Source organism: Flavonifractor sp. HCP28S3_F3, assembly GCF_052065355.1.
In the GTDB taxonomy this organism is placed as follows: domain Bacteria; phylum Bacillota; class Clostridia; order Oscillospirales; family Oscillospiraceae; genus Flavonifractor.
Window position 1 is genome coordinate 388,624 of sequence record NZ_JBQHUF010000001.1, and the last position, 19,583, is coordinate 408,206.

General features: G+C 57.4%; 18 protein-coding genes and 1 tRNA gene. 13 read left to right on the forward strand and 6 right to left on the reverse strand.

The features are described 5' to 3' along the window. Positions 1-27 precede the first annotated feature (27 nt). Positions 28-483 carry a transcriptional regulator NrdR gene (gene nrdR, locus ACTNB1_RS01955; protein WP_441167592.1) on the reverse strand — a complete coding sequence of 152 codons (456 nt, stop codon included), beginning with the start codon at positions 481-483 and terminating at the stop codon, positions 28-30. 140 nt (positions 484-623) lie between these two features. Here nrdR and ACTNB1_RS01960 point away from each other — a divergent pair, with 140 nt between their 5' ends. From ACTNB1_RS01960 to ACTNB1_RS01980, 5 genes are all read left to right on the forward strand, one after another. Further along, on the forward strand, positions 624-755 hold the full coding sequence (locus tag ACTNB1_RS01960; RefSeq protein WP_441167593.1) for a hypothetical protein: 132 nt from the start codon (positions 624-626) through the stop codon (positions 753-755). 123 nt (positions 756-878) lie between these two features. Beyond that, positions 879-953 (forward strand) — tRNA-Thr (locus ACTNB1_RS01965). A gap of 55 nt (positions 954-1,008) precedes the next feature. Further along, on the forward strand, positions 1,009-2,370 hold the full coding sequence (locus ACTNB1_RS01970; protein WP_441167594.1) for an MATE family efflux transporter: 1,362 nt from the start codon (positions 1,009-1,011) through the stop codon (positions 2,368-2,370). 113 nt (positions 2,371-2,483) lie between these two features. Then, positions 2,484-2,849 (forward strand): BlaI/MecI/CopY family transcriptional regulator, encoded by a 366-nt coding sequence (locus ACTNB1_RS01975; protein WP_441167595.1) that lies wholly within the window; start codon positions 2,484-2,486, stop codon positions 2,847-2,849. A 32-nt stretch (positions 2,850-2,881) separates the two neighbouring features. Beyond that, a complete protein-coding gene (locus ACTNB1_RS01980; protein ID WP_441167736.1) occupies positions 2,882-4,531 on the forward strand; it encodes a M56 family metallopeptidase in 1,650 nt (549 codons plus the stop codon). 20 nt (positions 4,532-4,551) lie between these two features. On the opposite strand, the gene ACTNB1_RS01985 is transcribed toward ACTNB1_RS01980, so the two are convergent. The 5 genes from ACTNB1_RS01985 to ACTNB1_RS02005 form a co-directional block, all read right to left on the reverse strand. After that, positions 4,552-5,889 (reverse strand): ABC transporter permease, encoded by a 1,338-nt coding sequence (locus ACTNB1_RS01985; protein ID WP_441167596.1) that lies wholly within the window; start codon positions 5,887-5,889, stop codon positions 4,552-4,554. A 3-nt stretch (positions 5,890-5,892) separates the two neighbouring features. Further along, entirely contained in the window at positions 5,893-8,370 is a 2,478-nt protein-coding gene (locus tag ACTNB1_RS01990; protein ID WP_441167597.1) for a hypothetical protein, read from the reverse strand. After that, entirely contained in the window at positions 8,360-9,094 is a 735-nt protein-coding gene (locus ACTNB1_RS01995; RefSeq protein ID WP_441167598.1) for an ABC transporter ATP-binding protein, read from the reverse strand. The genes ACTNB1_RS01990 and ACTNB1_RS01995 overlap by 11 nt, the downstream gene beginning before the upstream one ends. Before the next feature lie 128 nt (positions 9,095-9,222). After that, positions 9,223-10,791 (reverse strand): HAMP domain-containing sensor histidine kinase, encoded by a 1,569-nt coding sequence (locus ACTNB1_RS02000; RefSeq protein ID WP_441167599.1) that lies wholly within the window; start codon positions 10,789-10,791, stop codon positions 9,223-9,225. Further along, positions 10,781-11,455: a response regulator transcription factor gene (locus ACTNB1_RS02005; protein ID WP_441167600.1), complete on the reverse strand. Its 675-nt coding sequence runs from the start codon at positions 11,453-11,455 to the stop codon at positions 10,781-10,783. Before ACTNB1_RS02005 ends, ACTNB1_RS02000 begins: the two co-directional genes overlap by 11 nt. Positions 11,456-11,804: 349 nt before the next feature. Here ACTNB1_RS02005 and glnA point away from each other — a divergent pair, with 349 nt between their 5' ends. The 8 genes from glnA (at position 11,805) to ACTNB1_RS02045 (ending at position 19,576) form a co-directional block, all read left to right on the forward strand. Beyond that, positions 11,805-13,136, forward strand: a complete 1,332-nt coding sequence (gene glnA / locus ACTNB1_RS02010) for a type I glutamate--ammonia ligase (RefSeq protein ID WP_441167601.1) — start codon at positions 11,805-11,807, stop codon at positions 13,134-13,136. A 120-nt stretch (positions 13,137-13,256) separates the two neighbouring features. Beyond that, entirely contained in the window at positions 13,257-13,703 is a 447-nt protein-coding gene (locus ACTNB1_RS02015; RefSeq protein ID WP_441167602.1) for an ANTAR domain-containing response regulator, read from the forward strand. 89 nt (positions 13,704-13,792) lie between these two features. After that, positions 13,793-14,566 carry a diaminopimelate epimerase gene (gene dapF, locus ACTNB1_RS02020; protein WP_441167603.1) on the forward strand — a complete coding sequence of 258 codons (774 nt, stop codon included), beginning with the start codon at positions 13,793-13,795 and terminating at the stop codon, positions 14,564-14,566. Positions 14,567-14,589: 23 nt separating this feature from the next. Beyond that, positions 14,590-15,807: an LL-diaminopimelate aminotransferase gene (locus tag ACTNB1_RS02025; protein WP_441167604.1), complete on the forward strand. Its 1,218-nt coding sequence runs from the start codon at positions 14,590-14,592 to the stop codon at positions 15,805-15,807. Between the two features lie 134 nt (positions 15,808-15,941). Beyond that, positions 15,942-16,691 (forward strand): glycoside hydrolase family 25 protein, encoded by a 750-nt coding sequence (locus tag ACTNB1_RS02030; protein ID WP_441167605.1) that lies wholly within the window; start codon positions 15,942-15,944, stop codon positions 16,689-16,691. A gap of 70 nt (positions 16,692-16,761) precedes the next feature. After that, positions 16,762-17,676 carry a UDP-N-acetylmuramate dehydrogenase gene (gene murB / locus ACTNB1_RS02035; protein ID WP_441167606.1) on the forward strand — a complete coding sequence of 305 codons (915 nt, stop codon included), beginning with the start codon at positions 16,762-16,764 and terminating at the stop codon, positions 17,674-17,676. A gap of 11 nt (positions 17,677-17,687) precedes the next feature. Then, a complete protein-coding gene (gene rapZ / locus ACTNB1_RS02040; RefSeq protein WP_441167607.1) occupies positions 17,688-18,548 on the forward strand; it encodes an RNase adapter RapZ in 861 nt (286 codons plus the stop codon). Between the two features lie 11 nt (positions 18,549-18,559). Then, on the forward strand, positions 18,560-19,576 hold the full coding sequence (locus ACTNB1_RS02045) for a gluconeogenesis factor YvcK family protein (RefSeq protein ID WP_441167608.1): 1,017 nt from the start codon (positions 18,560-18,562) through the stop codon (positions 19,574-19,576). Positions 19,577-19,583: the final 7 nt, after the last annotated feature.

A 19,583-nucleotide genomic window follows, 5' to 3' on the forward strand; every position in this document is an offset into this window, starting at 1 on the left:
GTTATGTCTTAAAGTGAGGCATCAAATTTATTTTTCCGCCAGGAGCTTGTTCAGCTCTGCCATAAACGTACTGATATCCTTGAACTGACGATAGACTGAGGCAAAGCGGACATAAGCCACCTCATCCACGCCTTTCAGACGGTCCATCACCAGCTCGCCGATCTTAGCGGATGGGATCTCACGGTCCATGTCGTTCTGCAGGCTCTGCTCGATTTCGTTGGCAATGGCCTCCAGAGTATTGAAGGAGACGGGGCGTTTTTCACAGGCTCGGATCATACCGTTAAGCAGCTTGCTCTTATCAAAGCTCTGGCGGCTGCCGTCCTTCTTGATGACCATGAGAGGCAGACTTTCCATCGTCTCATAGGTAGTGAACCGTTTGTGACATTCCAGACACTCGCGGCGGCGGCGGATGCTGGCACCCTCATCAGAGGGGCGGGAATCGACGACCTTGCTCTCAGGGTGAGCACAATAAGGGCATCTCATGGCACTTTGCCTCCCTTGTATGGATTTGATGGAATTATACCATAAAGACACACGATATGGTATCCCTGAAAAAGAAAAATTTTCCGTATTATTTTCCAGTAATGGGGCAGAATAGGGGTGGTGAAAGCGAGGTGAGCGCTATGCAGAACCAAGGCAACGGACAGAACATGAAATCCAGAAACCAGAAGCCCGATTCTCAGATGGATCCTCAGGCTACCCAGATGCAGAATAAGAAGAAGAACCAGCATCAGGACAAGAGCGAACGGTCCTGACCAAACCAGAAGGGGAGAGGCCGGAGCAAGGCTCCGGCCTCTTTTGTTTTCTGATGAAAAGATTGACAAGGCGGCCTAAGTATAGTAATATATTATCTGCGCTCCGTTTGGGCGCAGGAAATTGCTAGTGTGGCTCAGAGGTAGAGCAGCTCACTCGTAATGAGCAGGCCGTGGGTTCGATTCCCACCACTAGCTCCAAAAATTCCCGAAAACTTAGGTTTTCGGGAATTTTTGCTATGTGAAGGTGGAGGTTATGAAAGCAAATACAGCGATTTCTCGGGAGGATGTGTTCCAAAAGCTCCCCATTCCCACAGCGCTGCGGGTAATGGTCGTTCCCGCTATTGCCAGTCAGCTTATTGTACTGATCTACAATATGGCAGATACCTTTTATGTGGGGCAGACAGACAATCCCTACATGGTAGCCAGTACCTCACTGATCCTGCCGGTGTTCAACATTACGCTTTGCCTGGCGGGACTGGCGGGAGTTGGCGGTGGTGCACTGATTTCCAGACTGCTTGGGCAGGGACAGACGGATGAAGCCCGGCGGGCCGGTACGTTTTCTCTGTATCTGGGCGCACTTATTGCGGCTATCTTTGCGGTTGGGATGGGGCTGTTTATGGGCCCAATTCTGAATCTGCTGGGCGCAGGGGAAAATACGTATACATATGCCAGACAGTATGCGCTTTGTGTCATTGTTCTGGGTGGGATACCTACTGTGCTCTCCAATGTGCAGGCCAACCTGATCCGAAGCATCGGACGCTCCAAGGAAGCGGGAGCCGGCATCATTTTGGGCGGGCTGCTGAATATCGCGCTGGACCCGCTGTTTATGTTCGTGCTGATGCCGGACGGACTTGAGGTGCTGGGTGCCGGAATTGCCACCTGCCTGTCAAACTGCGTGGCCTGCCTGTTCTTCCTGATCGTGCTGCTGCGAATGGGAAAGGGATCCATCATTACATTTAACCCCAAAGTAGGACTGCCGCGGAAAGAAAGCATGATTGCTGTCTTTGCGGTTGGAGTGCCGTCAGCTATTACCTCATTTCTCTTTGATATGGACTATGTCGTCATTGACAAGCTGATGGTTTCTTATGGCGACTTGGCTTTGGCGGCTGTGGGCATTGTTCTGAAGGTGGAGCGGTTCCCGCTGAATGTGGGTATCGGTATCTGCCAGGGTATGCTGCCTCTTGTGGCTTACAACTGCGCCGCGCGGAACAAGCAGCGGATGGAGGATACCATCCGTCTGGCCCGGACGCTGGGACTTGTGATCGCCGGAATCAGTGTTGTTCTCTATGAGTTGTTCGCCGTTCAGTTTACCCGCCTGTTTATCTCGGATACCCAGACGTTGGAGATGGCCGCCCAGTTCTTACGCATCCGGGTGCTGGCCACGCCGCTGATGTTTTTGAGCTTTTTCACCGTCTACCTGTTCCAGTCCTTTGGCAAAGGTAGGATCTCTCTGTTCCTGGGAGTGACCCGGTGGCTGGTGTTCAATATCCCTATGCTCTTCCTGCTTAACACGCTTTTCGGAATGTACGGGATTGTCTGGTCCCAGGCAATAGCGGATATTCTGACGGTAGCACTGTCTTTCTTCATCTATTACAGACACAGACCTCGTTTTTGAGAAACACCCGGTGGGTTACCGCCGGGTGTTTTTGCACAAATGCCTTGACATGGGTGTCTACAAGGTATAGACTATAGATGTCTACAAGATGTAAACAAGGGCGGTGAGAATAGATGAAGGAATTTCAATTAGGAGCGGTAGAGGCCAGATTCGCAGATTTGATCTGGGCTCATGCGCCTCTTACCACCGGGGAATTGGTGAAGCTGAGCCAAGAGGAGCTCCAGTGGAAGCGGACCACCACCTATACGGTGCTGAGGCGGCTGTGTGATCGGGAGATCTTTGAGACCAAAGACAGCATGGTAACGGCCAAGATCTCGCGGGAGGAGTTTTACGCCTGCCAGAGTGAGGCGTATGTAACGGAATCCTTTGGCGGCTCGCTTCCTGCTTTTCTGGCGGCCTTTACCACTCGGAAGAGCCTGTCTAAAACCGATGTAGAGGAGATTCGAAAGATGATCGACGCTTACGGAAAGGGGGAGTGAGCGTGGAAATCCTGTTTGCGAAACTCTTGTCTATGAGCTTCACCGCCAGTTGGCTGATTTTGGCAGTCCTTCTGTTGCGGCTGGTACTATATCGGGCGCCAAAGTGGAGCCGCTGCGTACTGTGGGCACTGGTGGGGCTGCGGCTGGTCCTGCCTATTTCCATGGAAAGTCCTTTGAGCCTGATTCCCCGGATACAGACTGCATCTCAGCCTGTTTTTGATGAAAAGGCATTTGACTTTACAGATATGACGACCTTTATTCCAAGTGGGGGAGCGGCACTGCAGGAACAGACAACGTACAATGCCCCGGAGTCGATAACCGGGCCAGGGCTGATGACCGTGCTAAGCTGGATTTGGCTGGCGGGAGTTATTTTGCTGCTGGGATATGCCCTGGTGAGTGCCCTGCGCCTGCGGCGGCGAGTAGCAGAGGCGGTGCCTAGTGGGAAAATGGTCTGTCAATGCGATCGCCTTGACACCCCTTTTATTTTGGGCGTGATTCGTCCGAGGATCTATCTGCCCTCCGATTTGCCGCCTTCGGCAGTAGGGCCGGTGTTGGCCCATGAGCGAGCCCATCTGTCCCGGAGGGATCACTGGTGGAAGCCGCTTGGATTTCTTCTGATGACCGTTTACTGGTTTCATCCGCTGGTGTGGCTGGCCTACTACCTGTTCTGCCGGGACTTGGAATTAGCCTGCGACGAGCGAGCCATCCGAAACCTGGACGGTGAGGGAAGACGGGCATACTCCCTGGCTCTGCTGAACTGCAGTGTTGACCGACGCACGCTGGCCGCCTGCCCTCTGGCTTTCGGGGAAGGAAGTGTGAAGGGGCGGATCAAAGCGGTGCTGAATTATAAGCGACCCACTTTTTGGCTGGTGTTGGCGGCGGCGGTTGCCTGTGTCACGGTGGCGGTGTGCTTTCTCACTGACCCGGCAGATGATCCCGCTCTGAAGTGGATTCAGGAACTGACACCGGAGCAGGTAGCCTCCGTTGATCTGGTGGTACTGCCTCAGAGCCAGGACAAGCAGTACAGGCAGATCCCAGAAGATGAGATTCCGGCTGTAGTGGAACTGCTCAGCCACAGTAGGGGTAACACGGTCAGGGAAGCCGAGATTCTGAATGGGCAGAGTATCTGGTTTTACCTCACGCTCACCGACGGAACCAGGCATGAGGTGGGGAACATGGGCAACACCTATCTGGTCATTGACGGGGACTACTACGATGCACCCTATGACTGGCTCTCAACCTGGGAAGATGCCTATGGGGTGGGGGATTCCCCTTTGCCGGAGGAATACTTTGACAGCACTCTCACGCTGGATGAACCGGCGGCCCTCTTTGCAGCCATTGCCTCCTCGCCTGCCGATGCATCCTTTCCCGGAGCCTATCTGGCGGCCCACCCGGAGGAACACCAGGCTTTGCTGGACGGAGGAAGAGATACCCTGCGCTACATTTTCACTCAGTTTCTGGCGGGAGATCAGACAGGACTAGAGGGACATCTGATGCGTTTGGTGCTGGACGAACTGGTGCCGGAAGCCCAGCTCAAGCTGGCCGCGGACACCGGACAGGAATACTTTGATGCTTGGCGGGAGGCGGCGGAGGGCGCCCTGGCTGAGCACGGAGCAGAGTGGATGGAAGAAAACCAGCCCGCCATGTGGCTGATGCTGCAAATGAGTCAGGCGGAACCGTAACGGTTCCGCCTGACTGTTTTTTATTCGCTTTTAATAGCCTCCAGAGCGGGTATCTGTACCGCCTTGTTGGCGGGATAGTAGCCGGATCCAAGGCCGATGAATACGGAAAAGACGATGGCGAAGATAAGAAGCCAGGGGGGGATGACCGACACGCGGTTGACGCCCTCGCCTCCCAGTATAGCGGCGGGGATATTCTCCGGTGATAGGCCAATGGATACCAGGTTGATGATGACTGACGCGATGAAGCTGATGATACAACCGATCACCCCGCCGATCAGCCCGATGGCTCCCGCCTCGGACAGGAACATGATGCGCACGTCGGAGACGTAGCAGCCCAGAGCCTTCATGATGCCGATCTCCCGGGTGCGCTCGGAGATGGACATGATCATGGTGTTGGTGATGCCCAGAGCGGCCACGAACAGGGAAATGGCGCCCAGGCCGCCCAGCATCATCTGTTTCTGGCGGGCTTCCTTTTCCATGGGCTTGCGGATGCTCTCCATGGACTCAGTGGCATATCCCATGGATTTGATCTCCTGCTCTACATCAGCAACCTGATCGATGGAGTTGACTTTGACCAGAACAGAGTCGTAGGGCAGCTTCTTTTTCACGGGGCCCTGGATCTTGTCCAGCAGCTTGCGCAGGTCGGTCAGACTCATGATCATGCCCTCGGAGGTCTCGTAGCCTTTAGAGTAGTCTTCCTTTACCACACCAGAGGGGGTGACCGGAATCTTGATAGTGCCGGAGGAGGATGCGATCTCCAGGGTCAAGCTGCTTTTCATGGGATCAAAGTAGGGAGGCGGAATTTCCTTGGGCTGGCCGTTGTCATCCAGTTCTCCCGCCCAGCGGTCGATGATGTTCCGGCCTTCGGGCCGCAGGGTGTCCTTGAAGCTGTATGCCAGGAATTCCCCGATGACCACATCGCCGCTGCGTTTGGCGGCGGAGCCGCTGGTGATCTGGTATCCCAGTCGCTCCATCTCCTCGGTATCCATGCCCACGACAGAGGTCCAGTCGGCCACATAGCGATTGCCGGTACCGGCCAGGACGCGGATGGAGTCCACTTCCAGCCTCTGCTTGGGGGAGACGCCAACAACGCCGTTGAGATTGCGCAGACGCTTGACCAGCGCTTCGTCCAGCTTGACCTTACCCTTGCCATTCTGGGGGGCGGAGACGGTGATGATCGTCAGATCGCCCATCTCTGCCAGCAGCTTTTCCTGGGTCTCCTTCATGCCGATACCCAGGGAGACCATAATGACGATAGAACAGCAGCCGATCAGGACCCCCAACACCGTCAGAAAGGTACGGGAGCGGCGGCGCATGAGGTTTTGCAGGCAGATACGCAGCAGGTCTTTCTTCTGCATGGATCATTCCTCCCCGCTGCCGTTGTTGCCGTCATCCCAGTCGTCCCAACTTTCGCTATCAACGGCAGGAAGCTGGGAGGCTTTCTTTTTCCGTACCACGACCACCACAACAATCACTGCCGCCGCAGCGCCCGCGGCCAAGAGAATGGGCAGCCAGGGAATGCTGATACCGTTACCATCCTCCGCGAAGTCGCCTCCGTCGTCCACCGGAGGAACATACTCCTCTGCCGTCAGCTTGATGGGAAATTCCCGGGTCTGGAGCTGCTGGTCGGCATTTTCATAGGTGATCTTCAGCACCACATTGATCTCGCCCGCCTTGTTGGGGGAGATGGCAAAGCCCACGTTGCCATTGGCTCCGGCGGTGACGTTGCCCAGATACTGGGTGCGGGCCGGGGTGTCCACATCCTCGCCCACCACAGTGGCCTCCAGGTTGGCGATATCGTCCTTGCCCTTGTTGACGTAAGCTAGGATAACTTCGATCTCCTCGCCAACGGTACCGTACTCTGGTACAGTGGGCTCGTTGATCTGGAAGCGATCAGGCTGGTAGACGGGGATGGACAGTTTGATGTCAGAGGTGGCCTGAGTCCGCTTTTCGCCGTCGTTGTACTCGTATTTAAAGGATACAGAGATGCTCTGTGCGCCGCTCTTCCCGGTGGGAACCACCCGCATAGGGACCTGCTGGGTCTGGGTACCGCCTGCGGCAAGAGACCGGTAGAAATAGGTATTGGTGCTTCCGTCCATGGCGAAGCTCTCGCCGCCGTCTATGGTCACGACAACGTTTTCCACTTTAGCCGCGCCGGTATTCTCAAAGGAAAAGTCCAGAGGAAATTTGGTGCCCGCGGCTACGGACTCTCCGCCATAAGAGAAGCTCCGGATGACCAGGTTTGGTACCGACTGGTCGGACTTGGAAGTCACATTGGCCGACAGATTGATACGGTCGGTGGCGGTGGCCTGGGTGATGGTTTCCCCGTTATCGTAGCTGTATTTCAGTTCGGTGCTCAGAGACTGGGTGGCGGAGCTCAGATCTTTGGAGGCCTTTACCTTGACCAGAATGGCGGCGTTTTCGCCGGGGCCGATATCGGGGAGCAGGAAAGTGGAGGTGTCATTCATAACCACGAGAGAGTCGGAGGGGGTGACCGAAGCCACGGGAGAGATCAGCTTGGTGGAGCCGGCGTTCTGGAAGGTCAGGGTGAGGGAAACCGTTTCACCGGGATTGATGGGCCGGTCCATGCCCGAGCGGGTAACCAGCACCACCGGCTGAGGGATGCTCTCCTTGGCCAGGGCGGGGATGACTACTTTGTCGGAAGAGGAAACCTGTGTAAGGGTACCGCCGTTATCGTAGCCATATTTCAGCTCGGTGCTCAAAGTCTGGGTGGTAGCGGTAAGGTTCTTCAGCGCCTTGACCTTGACCTGGATGGATGCGGTCTTGCCTGCTTCGATATCGGGAAGCAGGAAGGTGGCTGTGTCGTTCATCACCACCAGCGACTCAGAGGGGGTAACGCTGACTACCGGCTTTACCAGTTTGGCAGAACTGGTATTCTGGAAGTAGATGGTCACATCGGCAGTGCTGTCTGGGGCAATGGGCGCCTCCATGGGGGACCGGGTGACCAACACCACCGGCTGCGGTACGCTCTCTCTTGCCAGGGCAGGAATGGACACTTTATCTGAAATCGTCCCCTGAGTGAGAGAGACGTTGTTGTAGTAGTTGAACTTCAGATCCACACCCAGAGACTGAGCAGGGGAGGGAATGGTACTGTTGGCTTTGATCTTTACGACCACGGAGCCGGTCTTCTTGCCGCCGATGTCTTTCATGGTGAAAGAGGAGGAACCACCTGAGATGGTGAGGCCATCGGAGGGAGTGAAGGTAGCAACAGGGGATTTAAGTGTTGTATTGCTCAGATTCTGAAAGGTGATGGTGAGAGAAATTTCCTGACCAGCCTCCAGTGGCTCTTTGATGTCACTGCGGGAGACAAGGACCATGGGGGCGGGGATAGGTTCCGGGGGCAGGGAGGGAAGCTCGGGTGGCTTGGCGGAGGGATCGTAGACCACTGCCTCGGTGATGGTAAGCTCCAGCGTCTGGTAAGAAGCAGGGTCGCCGGGTATACCGACCTGAAGCCGCAGATTCTGCCCCGTACCCTTGTACTGCAGCCCTGTGAGCTTGACAGCGTAGACCAGGGGCTTATCCGGTTCCGAGGTGCGCTCCGCTACGGCGGAGCCGCCGGTAAAGCTGTCCTCCAGCTTGGTGACATCCAGAGTGCCCACGTCGGTGCTGGGAGCGCTGGTGTCCTTGATAGACACAGTGATATTGACTGTATCGCCCTTTTTGATGGAAGATATGGAGCCGCCGGAGCCATTGGTCAGGGTATAGCCGGTGACATAGAGGTTACCACTGTCGGCGCCCAGCGCGGAGGGCAGTGCCGCCGTCAGCATGGCCAGAAGGAGCAGAAGAGATAAAAGACGTTTTGAAGTGTTATGTTCCATGGTGAGGTTTCTCCTTATTGTTGACTTGATTGCTGACGATCTCTCCGTCAATGAGGGTAACGATCCGGTCGGCGTAGGATGCCATTTCCGGGTCGTGGGTAACCAGAATGATGGTTTGATGATAGTCACGGGCAAAAGAGCAGATCATATCCATGATCTCTACTGTGGTCTTGGAGTCCAGGTTTCCGGTAGGCTCATCGGCAAACACCACATCGGGCCGGGCAATAAAGGCCCGGGCAATGCCCGCTCGCTGCTGCTGGCCGCCGGACATCTGCCGGGGGAAGTGGTCCAGCCGGTGGGACAGGCCTACCCGACACAGCAGCTTCCGGGCTGCGGCCTCCCGCTGGGCCTTGGGCACACCGCGGAATAACAGTGGCATGGCCACATTTTCCGTGGCGGTCAGATTGGGGAGCAGGTTATAGGACTGGAATACAAACCCCAGATGTCGCTGTCGGAAGGAAGCCAGCTGGTTTTCATTTAGCCTGGAAATGGGGATTCCGCCGATCAGCACTTCACCGCGGGTGGGTTTCTCCATCCCAGCCAATTGACTGAGTAGGGTGCTTTTGCCGGAGCCGGAGGTTCCGAAAATGCAGCAGATCTCCCCGCGCATCACATTCAGATTGATGCGTTTGAGAGCGACCACCGTTTCGTCGCCAATGGGGTACTCCTTGCGGATGTTTTTTACTTCGATGATGGGCCGGCTGCGGGCGTCGGGTGGATTCATCGGCTCCGCCTCCTTTCTGGAGCTATCTTAGCCGGTCAATCTTCATCTGCCACATGCAAAAAGCTAAAGCTTTCTAAAGAGAAAGATTAAGGTCCCGGACCGCTGATCGGTCCGGGACCTTAAATATCTTATGGAGCAAGAGGCAGCTCCAGCAGGAATTCCGTGCTGCGACCCGGCGTGGGGTGGGGGACAAGCGTGATGGTGCCGCCGTGCTTTTCCACGATCCTGCGGGTGATGGAAAGCCCCAGCCCGCTGCCTTTTCCGGAACGTGCTTCGCTGCCCACCACAAAGGGATCGAAGATTCGCTTTGCCCGTTCCGGCGGGATTCCAGCTCCGTTGTCTCCGATGCGGAGCAGAGCGGACTGCGGGGTGCTGCTCACATCAAAAAAGAGCATGGTACCCAGTCGGTTATGCCGCAGAGCGTTGGACAGAAGGTTGTCCAGTACCCGGCGGAACTGCATGGGATCCAGAGCGCAGAACAGCGGACGCTCCGGGATGGAAATCTCCAGTGTGAAGCCGGCCAGATCAATTTCGTCATATTTGCCAGCCAGATATTCCCGGAGAAATTCGCACAGGTCGGTGCGCTCAGGATGGAGGACAAACTCGGGATGTTCCACCTTGCTGTACTCATGGAAGGCATTTACCAGTTCAGTCAGCGCTTCCGCCTTTCCCTGAATGGCACGGAGGTAGCGTTCCTGCTCCTGAGGCGGCACCTTGCCGTCACAGATGGCGTCTATGTAGCCGGCGATGACGGTAATGGGAGTCTTGAGATCATGGGAGATGTCGGCAATAAGCTTTTGACGGTCCTGATCCATCCGCTGCCGCTCCGCCTCGCTCTCCGCCAGACGGTCGGCGAAGCGATCAAAGCTCTCGCCGATTCGACGAATCTCTCGAGGTCCGCCGCAGTCGCCTACCCGTGCCGGCCGGCTCTCTGACTGGGCCACCACCGCGTCGTTGAGGCGGCGGAGGGGGCGGGCGATCTTCCGTTTGAGATGCCAGATAAACAGGGCGGTTACAATGAAATACAGGGGGAGAAACAGCAGCCAGATTTTCCAGGAGCTTTGGTAAACGGAAAGATAACTCTCGTCACTGACGAGCGGGATGCGGAACACTACCCAAGCTGACTGGCCGTCCGGCTGGCGGAAGGAGGCGCGGAACAGCTCCTTGGAGCAGAGCAGCTGATATTCCCGATGGGTGTAGGAGGTTCGGCTGTCTCCCAGACCGCCGAAAACCACCAGAAGGTCCTCGTCCAGCGCCATAATATCGGGTGAATTCACAGTGCCGTCGGTATAGGTGGTCTTGACCAGCAGGTGCAGGAGAGAACCGTCGCCCTGGACCTTGTCATAGACATCAATGACGGCGGCCTCTTCGTAGCTAGGGATACATTCCAGTTCCTTGGCGGTATAGGAAGTGTCAAAGCCCTGTGCGGAGGCATATACCTGTTTGCCGGAACTGTCATAGACTGCAAAGGCATCCTGTCCACGGCGAAGGTAGCGGTTCAGCTCCTGATAGTTGCCTGCGGCGAGGGCAGGGTCCCGGAGCATACCGTCCCAGTCCGAGGGCTGATAGGCACGGTCCAGGGACAGGTTCCACAGCCCGAATACCGCCGCCACGATGAGCAGCAGGGTCAGAGTAAACAGCAGATAGCTGCGCACCAAAAGCCGGAACAGCGTGCCTGACGAGGCTTTATTTTTCAATCTTATATCCCAACCCTCTTACTGTAATGATGTAGCGGGGATCCTTGGGATCGTCCTCGATCTTCTCTCTGAGCTTGGAGATATGTACCATCATGGTGTTATCGTCTCCTTCAAAGTAAGTGCCCACGGCGCCCTCATAGAGCTGGATTTTAGTAAAAATCCGTCCTGGTGAACGCATGAGCAGGGCCAGAATTTTATACTCCATCGGAGTGAGAGAAATGGTGCGGCCTCCTTTGGTGAGCTGGAAGGAGGAGGTATCCAGGACCAAATCCCTCACCGTCAGGGTGGAGTTGCTGTCACGGGCTGCCCGCCGGAGCTGGGCTTTCACCCGTGCTACAATCTCAATGGGGTTGAAGGGCTTAGCGATGTAGTCGTCAGCGCCCAGATTGAGGCCCAGGATCTTATCGCTGTCCTGGCTTTTGGCGGAGAGAATCAGAATGGGAATGTCACTGAATTTCCGCAGGGCACGGGTAAGCTCGTAGCCATTGAGCTCCGGCATCATCACATCCAGAATAGCCATGTCTGGCGATTCTTCCCGGGCAAGCTCCAGAGCCCTGGCACCGTTGTCCGCTTCCAGGACACGGTAGCCTTCACTTTCCAAATACAGCCGCAGCAGCCCGCGGATATCGCCATCGTCCTCCGCGATCAGAATTGACGCGCTCATGGTGGGACCTCCTTAATATCTATAATATCTATGAGGATAGACCTATTATATGGGACAGCCCTTCCCGCGTCAAACAAAAAGCGGCTGCCTGCCGAAATGTGAAAAAAGAAGGCCGGCGGGAAAATTGCATAAAAGGAAAATGGCGGTGGAAAGGCTTGCTGTTTGTTGCAACAAAGTTTCCTGAGCACAGGAAAAATCCCTTGACACCCATTGGGAAAAAACGTATACTAGCACCAACAGTTGTGAACAAAGGCGTTCCGACCCTGCGGGCGGAGCGCCTTTCTTCGTACTTGCTATCCGTATAAAATACCAGATACGAAATGTGCAGAGAGAAAGGGGATCGCCTGCCATGGCGCACAGTAAAGAGGACATCATCCGCATGGTCAAGGAGGAGGACATTGAGTTCATTCGCCTCCAGTTCACCGACATCTTCGGCCAGCTGAAAAACGTGGCCATTACCGCCTCCCAGATCGAAAAGGCGGTAAACAACCAGTGTATGTTCGACGGTTCCTCCATTGAGGGATTTGTGCGGATCGACGAGTCCGACCAGTATCTCTATCCCGACCTGAAGTCCTTCCGGGTCTTTCCCTGGCGTCCCCTCCACGGTAAGGTAGCCCGTCTGATCTGCGACGTGCACAATACCGACGGTTCTCCCTTTGCTGGCGATCCCCGCTATGTGCTCAAGCGGGCCATTCAGAAGGCCAAGGACATGGGCTTTGATGCCTTCAATGTGGGTCCCGAGGCGGAATTCTTCCTGTTCCAGACCGACGATGAGGGTAAGCCCACCACCAAGACCAACGACGAAGCCAGCTATTTTGACCTGGGCCCTCTGGACCACGGTGAGTCTACCCGTCGGGAGATCTGCATGGCGCTGGAGGATATGAAGTTTGAGATCGAAGCCTCTCACCATGAGTGCGCCCAGGGTCAGCATGAGATCGACTTCAAGTATGAGGAGGCGCTCCACGCCGCCGACAATATCATGACATTCAAACTGGCGGTTAAGACTCTGGCCCAGAAGAACGGCCTGCATGCCACCTTCATGCCCAAGCCCATCTTCGGTGTGGCCGGTTCCGGTATGCACACCAACATGTCCCTGTTCCGCAACGGCAAGAACGTGTTTGCCGATCCCAACGGGGAGCGTGGCCTGTCCAAGGAGGCCTATTCCTTTATTGCCGGCCTGCTGGCCCATGTGAGAGGGATGGCGGCCATTACCAACCCGCTGGTCAACTCCTATAAGCGGCTGGTACCTGGTTATGAGGCTCCCTGCTACCTGGCCTGGTCTGCCTCCAACCGCTCCGCCCTTATCCGCATCCCGGCCTCCCGCGGCCAGTCCACCCGTGTGGAGCTGCGCTCTCCCGACCCGGCCTGCAACCCGTATCTGGCCTTCGCGGTGTGCCTGGCCGCCGGCCTGGACGGCATCGAGAAGGGCCTGACTCCTCCCGCCGAGATTACGGAAAATATCTACGCCATGGACAACGCTGCCCGGAAGGCTCGGGGCATTGAGAGCCTGCCCGGATCCCTGGAGGAGGCCATCATCGCTCTGGAGCAGGACCAGCTCATCCTGGATACCCTGGGCGACCATGTGGCGGCTAACTACATCGAAGGCAAGAAAAAGGAATGGGAGGAGTACCGGACCCGTGTCTCTTCCTGGGAGCGGGAAAAGTACATCATGAACTATTGAGCCCTGTACTCCTGAAGCGGGGAGTGAAGCTGATTGGATCAGGTAATCGTCGCCTTTGAAAGTGAAAAGACCTGTCGGCGTATCAGGGATATTTTGGAAAGCTCCGCTGCAGCGTCCTGTTTGATCTGTCGGTCAGGGGATCAGATCAGACGATATGTCAACAAGCAGCATATCACCGTGGTAATCTGTGGCTATAAACTAGCAGATGAAACGGCAGAGGATATCCTCCATGATCTGCCGCAGGTCTGTTCCATGCTGCTGCTGGCCTCACAGGATCGTTTGGATATGGTGCGCAGCGATGGACTGTTTTCCCTGCCTACTCCCGTATCCCGCAGTGAGTTGGCCGCCTCGGTGCGGATGCTGCTCCAGCTGGGATACCGGCGGGAACGTTCCGCCAGCCCCGGACGGGATCAGGAGGAGCGGGAGCTGATCCGTATGGCCAAGCAGGTGCTGATGGAGCGCCTGAGCCTGACAGAGGAGCAGGCCCACCGGTTTTTACAGAAAAAGAGCATGGATGCCGGAATGAAGCTGTCCCAGACGGCCCGGCTGGTTTTGGAAGAGCCCTGAGCCGCATAACATGAATGACAGATACGGTCTTGCGGCGGCAGTCCGATCGGGCTGCCGCCCTTCCGCATACTTTGAGGAGGGCGCCGCATATGGAATTCATCAAAATGCAGGGGTTAGGCAACGACTATCTGTTTCTCAACTGTCTGGACGGAGAACCGGTGGATCTGCCGGGACTGGCTGTCCGCATGAGTGATCGGCATTTCGGGGCTGGCTCCGATGGACTTATTTGCCTGTGTCCCTCGGAGCTGGGAGATTTCCGCATGAAGATGTTCAATGCCGATGGTTCAGAAGGGGAGATGTGCGGCAACGGCATCCGCTGCCTGGCTCGATACATCCGGGAGCAGGGTTTGAGTGATAAGAAGGTGCTGGATATTGAAACCAGAGCCGGCCTGCGGCGGACAGAACTGTTGGAAGACGCTGTACGGGTGGATATGGGCGTACCCCGGTTGTCGCCGCCGTTGGAGCTGGAGACGCTGGGCAGACGCTGGCGTCTGACGCCGGTTTCAATGGGGAATCCCCACGGGGTGATTTTCTGTCCTGAGATCAACGGTCTGGACCTGACCTCTGTTGGACCAGCCCTGGAAAAACATCCGGCTTTCCCTGACGGAATCAACGTGGAATTTGTGGAGGTCGCAGATCGAACCACTCTGCGGATGCGGGTGTGGGAGCGGGGCAGTGGAGAGACCATGGCCTGCGGCACGGGTGCCTGTGCGGCGCTGGCGGCGGCGGCCTCTGCTGGCCTGACAGAGCGGACTGCCCGGGTGGAGCTGCCCGGAGGGACGCTGGAAGTCAGCTGGGATCAGAATACAGTTTTTCTCACCGGACCAGCGGTCACGGTGTACAAAGGAGACTATCTCCTGTAAAAAATGGAAAAGGAGCGAGTGATATGGTGACCATCAACGAAAACTACCAAAAGCTGCCCGGCAGCTATCTGTTCTCTGAGATCGCCCGGCGCGTGGCGGCCTATTCGGAGGCCAATCCGGACAAACGTCTGATCCGGCTTGGCATCGGCGACGTGACCCGGCCTCTGGCGCCGGCGGTGACCCAGGCCATGCACCAGGCAGTGGACGAGATGGCCACCGTAGAGGGCTTCCATGGCTACGGCCCTGAACAGGGCTACGCCTTCCTCCGGGAGGTCATTGCCCGGGAGGACTATCAGACCCGGGGCGCAGATATTGCTCCTGACGAGATCTTTGTATCCGATGGCGCCAAGAGCGACTGCGGCAATATCGGGGATATTTTCGGCAGAGATAACGTGGTGGCTGTGTGTGATCCGGTGTATCCGGTCTATGTAGACACCAACGCCATGGCTGGTCGGGCAGGGGATTATGACGAGGCCGCTGGCCGCTGGAACAAGCTGGTCTATATGCCCTGTGTGGCGGAGAACGGTTTCTCTCCCGAGATCCCCAGCCAGCCGGTGGACCTGATTTATCTGTGCTTCCCCAATAACCCCACCGGCGCGGTGGCCACCCGGGAGCAGCTGAAGGCCTGGGTGGATCACGCCAACCGGACCGGAGCGGTGATCCTCTATGACAGCGCCTACGAGGCTTTCATCACGGATCCAGCCGTACCCCACAGCATTTTTGAGATCGAGGGGGCCCGGACCTGCGCCATTGAATTCCGCTCCTTCTCCAAGACCGCCGGCTTTACCGGCACCCGCTGTGCCTATACCGTCATCCCCAAGGACCTGGTGCGGGGCGGTGTGGCCCTCAACAGCATGTGGAATCGCCGTCAGTGCACCAAGTTTAACGGTGCACCCTACGTGGTCCAGAAGGGTGCAGCTGCAATCTATACGCCTGAGGGCAAGGCACAGGTGAAGGAGACCATTTCCTATTACCTGAATAATGCTCGGGTGATCCGGGAAGGATTAGCAGGAGCGGGCCTGACGGTATGCGGCGGGGAAAATTCCCCCTATATCTGGGCCAGAACGCCGGACGGCATGGGCTCCTGGGAATTTTTTGACCAGCTGCTCCAGCGGGCCAATGTGGTGACCACTCCTGGCGCGGGCTTCGGGCCCAGCGGCGAGGGATATATCCGTCTCACCGCTTTCGGCGGTGCGTCGGACACGGCTGAGGCGGTGGAGCGGATCCGCGCCATTCTGTAAAATCGGGGGCGTCCGGCTTATGGGGCTGGACGCCCCTTGTTGCACTTGCCTTTTTTGTTCCCTGCGGGTATGATAGAAGAGATCCGCAGGCGGCGCTCCTCCGCGGCGGAAACCTCAGAAAATGGTGATGACCCTTGAAGCGTTTGTTCCGGGCAGCCGCCAGGCTGCTTTTGATTTTTGCGGTGCTGATCGCCGTTGCGTTTATCAGTTTGGCGCTGCTGCGATGGCGGGGCCTGATCCTGCTGTCCCACGAGTCTGATCCCGAACAATGGGAAGTTTTTGGCGTGGATGTGTCCTCGTATCAGGGGGTAGTGGACTGGCCGATGCTGGCCGAGCAGGGTGTGGATTTTGCTTTTATCAAGGCTACCGAAGGCTCCGCGCTTCAAGACAGACAATTTGCCTTCAACTGGACAAGTGCCCAGACCGCCGGGATCCGGACGGGAGCCTACCATTTCCTCAGCTATGACAGCCCGGGGGAGACCCAGGCAGATAACTTTATTTCCATGGTGCCGGTGACCCAGGGGGCGCTGCCGCCGGTGGTGGACATCGAGTTTTACGGTCCCTATCTGGAAACCCCGCCGGACAAGGAGCATGTCCGGTCCATCCTGGACCCGCTGCTGGAACGGCTGGAGGAGCACTATGGAGTCAAGCCGATTCTCTATGTGACGTACCGTTCCTACTATCGTTACCTAGCAGGCGGCGGATATGAGGAATATCCCATCTGGTGCTCCAGCCCTACCATTTTCCCGCTGGTGCCTGGCTGGGACTTTTGGCAGTACTCCCATACTGCCCGGCTGGAGGGGTACTACGGCAGTCAGGATCGCATTGACCTGAACATCTTCCGGGGTAGCCGGGAGGAGTTTGAGCAGTTCGGCCTGGGATAAGGCCCTCTTCTATTTTTAGCCTTTTTCTGGTATACTGATACAATAACGTGAGCATCATCTGGAGGTCAGCATGGATCAATTGGAGACACTTGCCCGGACGCTGCGGGAACGGTTCCCTGAGCTGGAACTGCGGGAGCATGAGCCTATGAGCCGCCACACCACCTTCCGTATTGGCGGCCCTGCCCGGCTGATGGCGCTGCCTTGGGACAGAAAAGAGGCTGCGGCTGTAGTGCGGACGGCGGCCGAGGCAGGGGTGCGTCCTTTTTTCCTGGGAAATGGCAGCAATCTGCTGGTGTCCGACCAGGGTTATGAGGGGCTTATCATCAAATCCAGCGGTCTGGATCAGACCCGGGAGGTCAACCGCCGCCTGCGGGCGGAGAGCGGTATCCCCCTGGCCCGGCTGGCCATGGCGGCTTTGGGCCGTGGCCTCACCGGTCTGGAATTTGTCCACGGGATTCCCGGCACCCTGGGAGGTGCCGTGGTGATGAACGCCGGGGCCTACGGAGGTGAAATGGCCCAGGTGCTGACGGCTGTTACCTATTTGGACGAGACGGGGAAGATAAACACGATCCCGGCGTTGGAGTGCGGCCTCAGCTACCGCCACAGCCTGTTCTCCGATCATCCGGACTGGCTCATCCTGGAGGCGGAGATGGAGCTCCAGCCTGGGGAGGCAGAGGATGTCCGAGCACGGATGGACGATTTGACAGCCAGGCGCCGGGAAAAGCAGCCGCTTGAATGGCCCAGCGCAGGCAGCACCTTCAAGCGCCCGGAGGGCCACTTTGCCGCCGCTCTGATTGACCAGTGCGGCCTGAAGGGCCTGTCAGTGGGTGGTGCTCAGGTGTCGGAGAAGCACGCCGGTTTCCTGGTGAATAAGGGAAATGCCACTGCGGCGGATATGCTCGGGCTTATTGATCTGGTGAAGGAGCGGGTGCTCCGGGAGACTGGTGTAGAGCTGGAGCCTGAAGTGAAGTTTTTGGGATTCTGAGGTGAGTGTCCATGGATTTTGTGATTATTTCCGGCCTTTCCGGCGCCGGCAAGAGTAAGGCGGCCTCCTTTATGGAGGATATGGGGTTTTATGTTGTGGATAATATGCCCGCCCCTCTGATCCCCAAGTTTGCAGCCCTGTGTATGGCCCGGCCCGGTTCCTATGAGCGGGTGGCGCTGGTCACCGATATCCGGGGCGGCCAGACCTTTGACGGGCTGTTTGACGCCTTGAATGAGCTCCACGAAATGGGCTGCGATTACAAAATCCTCTTCGTGGAGGCCAGCGTGGAGACCATCATCAAACGGTACAAGGAGACCCGGCGGAGCCATCCGCTGTCCGGCACGGCCCGCTCCCTGGACGAGGCGGTGCGTACTGAGCGCACCATGCTGGCCCCGGTGCGCCAACGGGCAGAGTATATCATTGATACCAGCGCCCTTTCCACCGCCAAGCTGCGGGGCGAGGTGCTGCGGCTCTTCGGCCGGGGTGGGGAGACGCCTGCCATGACGGTGAACGTCATTTCCTTTGGCTTCAAGTACGGTATCCCCATCGAGGCCGATCTGGTCTTTGACGTGCGTTTCCTGCCCAACCCCTATTACATAGCGGAGCTGCGTCACCAGACCGGCCTGGACGACGGGGTATATAACTTTGTCTTCGGCTACCAGCAGACCAAGGACTTCATGACCCACCTGGAAGGGCTGATCGGCTTTTTGCTGCCTCAGTACGTGGAGGAGGGCAAGACCATGCTGGTCATTGCCGTCGGCTGTACCGGCGGGCAGCACCGCTCGGTGGCCATTACCAAGGCTCTGGCGGAGTTCATCCGGCAGAAAGGCTATCAGGCAGCGGAAAACCACCGCGACATGACCCGGGCGTGAGGAGGGATACCGTGAGCGAGACCGCATTTGACCGGCGCTGGGAGCAGGGGCCCAAGGTGGTGGCCATTGGGGGCGGCACCGGCCTGTCCACCATGCTGCGTGGCTTGAAGAATCACACCAAAAACTTGACCGCCGTGGTGACGGTGGCCGATGACGGCGGCGGCTCCGGTATGCTGCGCCAGGACCTGGGCATGCCCCCTCCGGGGGATATCCGTCATTGCATGGAGGCCCTGGCCAATGCTGAGCCGGTGATGCAGCAGCTGCTGACCTATCGCTTCCCGGAGGGATCTGGCAAGCTCACGGGCCAGTCCTTTGGCAATCTGATCCTGGCAGCTCTCAACGGTATTTCTGACACCTTTGACGAAGCGGTGGCCAAAATGAGCCAGGTCCTGGCCATCACTGGTCGGGTGCTGCCGGTGACCACCGCCGACGTGACCCTGGAGGCCACCTTTGAGAACGGTACCCGGGTCCAGGGAGAGTCCAAGATCAGCGACTTCAAAAAGGCTCAGGACTGCCGCATCCAGAGTGTGCGTCTGCTCCCTGAACATCCCCAGGCTCTGCCCGAGGCCATTCGGGCTATCCAGGAGGCCGATCTGATCCTGCTGGGCCCCGGCAGCCTGTATACCAGCGTCATCCCCAATCTGCTGGTGGACGGCATCTCGGATGCGGTGCGTGCCTCCAAGGCCATCAAGATCTATATCTGCAACATCATGACTCAGGACGGAGAGACAGAGGGTATGACGGCCTCCGACCACGTGAAGGCTCTGCTGGACCACTCCGGGCCGGGTCTGGTAGATCTGTGCCTGTGCAACTCCGCCCCGGTACGTCCCGGCCTGGTGGAGCGGTATAAGGAGGAGGACGCAGTACCCATTGTCGTAGACAAAGAGGCCATTGAAGCTCTGGGGGTGGAGCTGGTCACCCGTCCTCTGGCCTCTGAAACCTTGAACTATGCCCGCCACTCCTTTGCCCGCCTGTCAGCAGCGGTCATGGACCTGTACCGGGAGCGGGCCGATACCAGGATCTTTTAATTCTGCC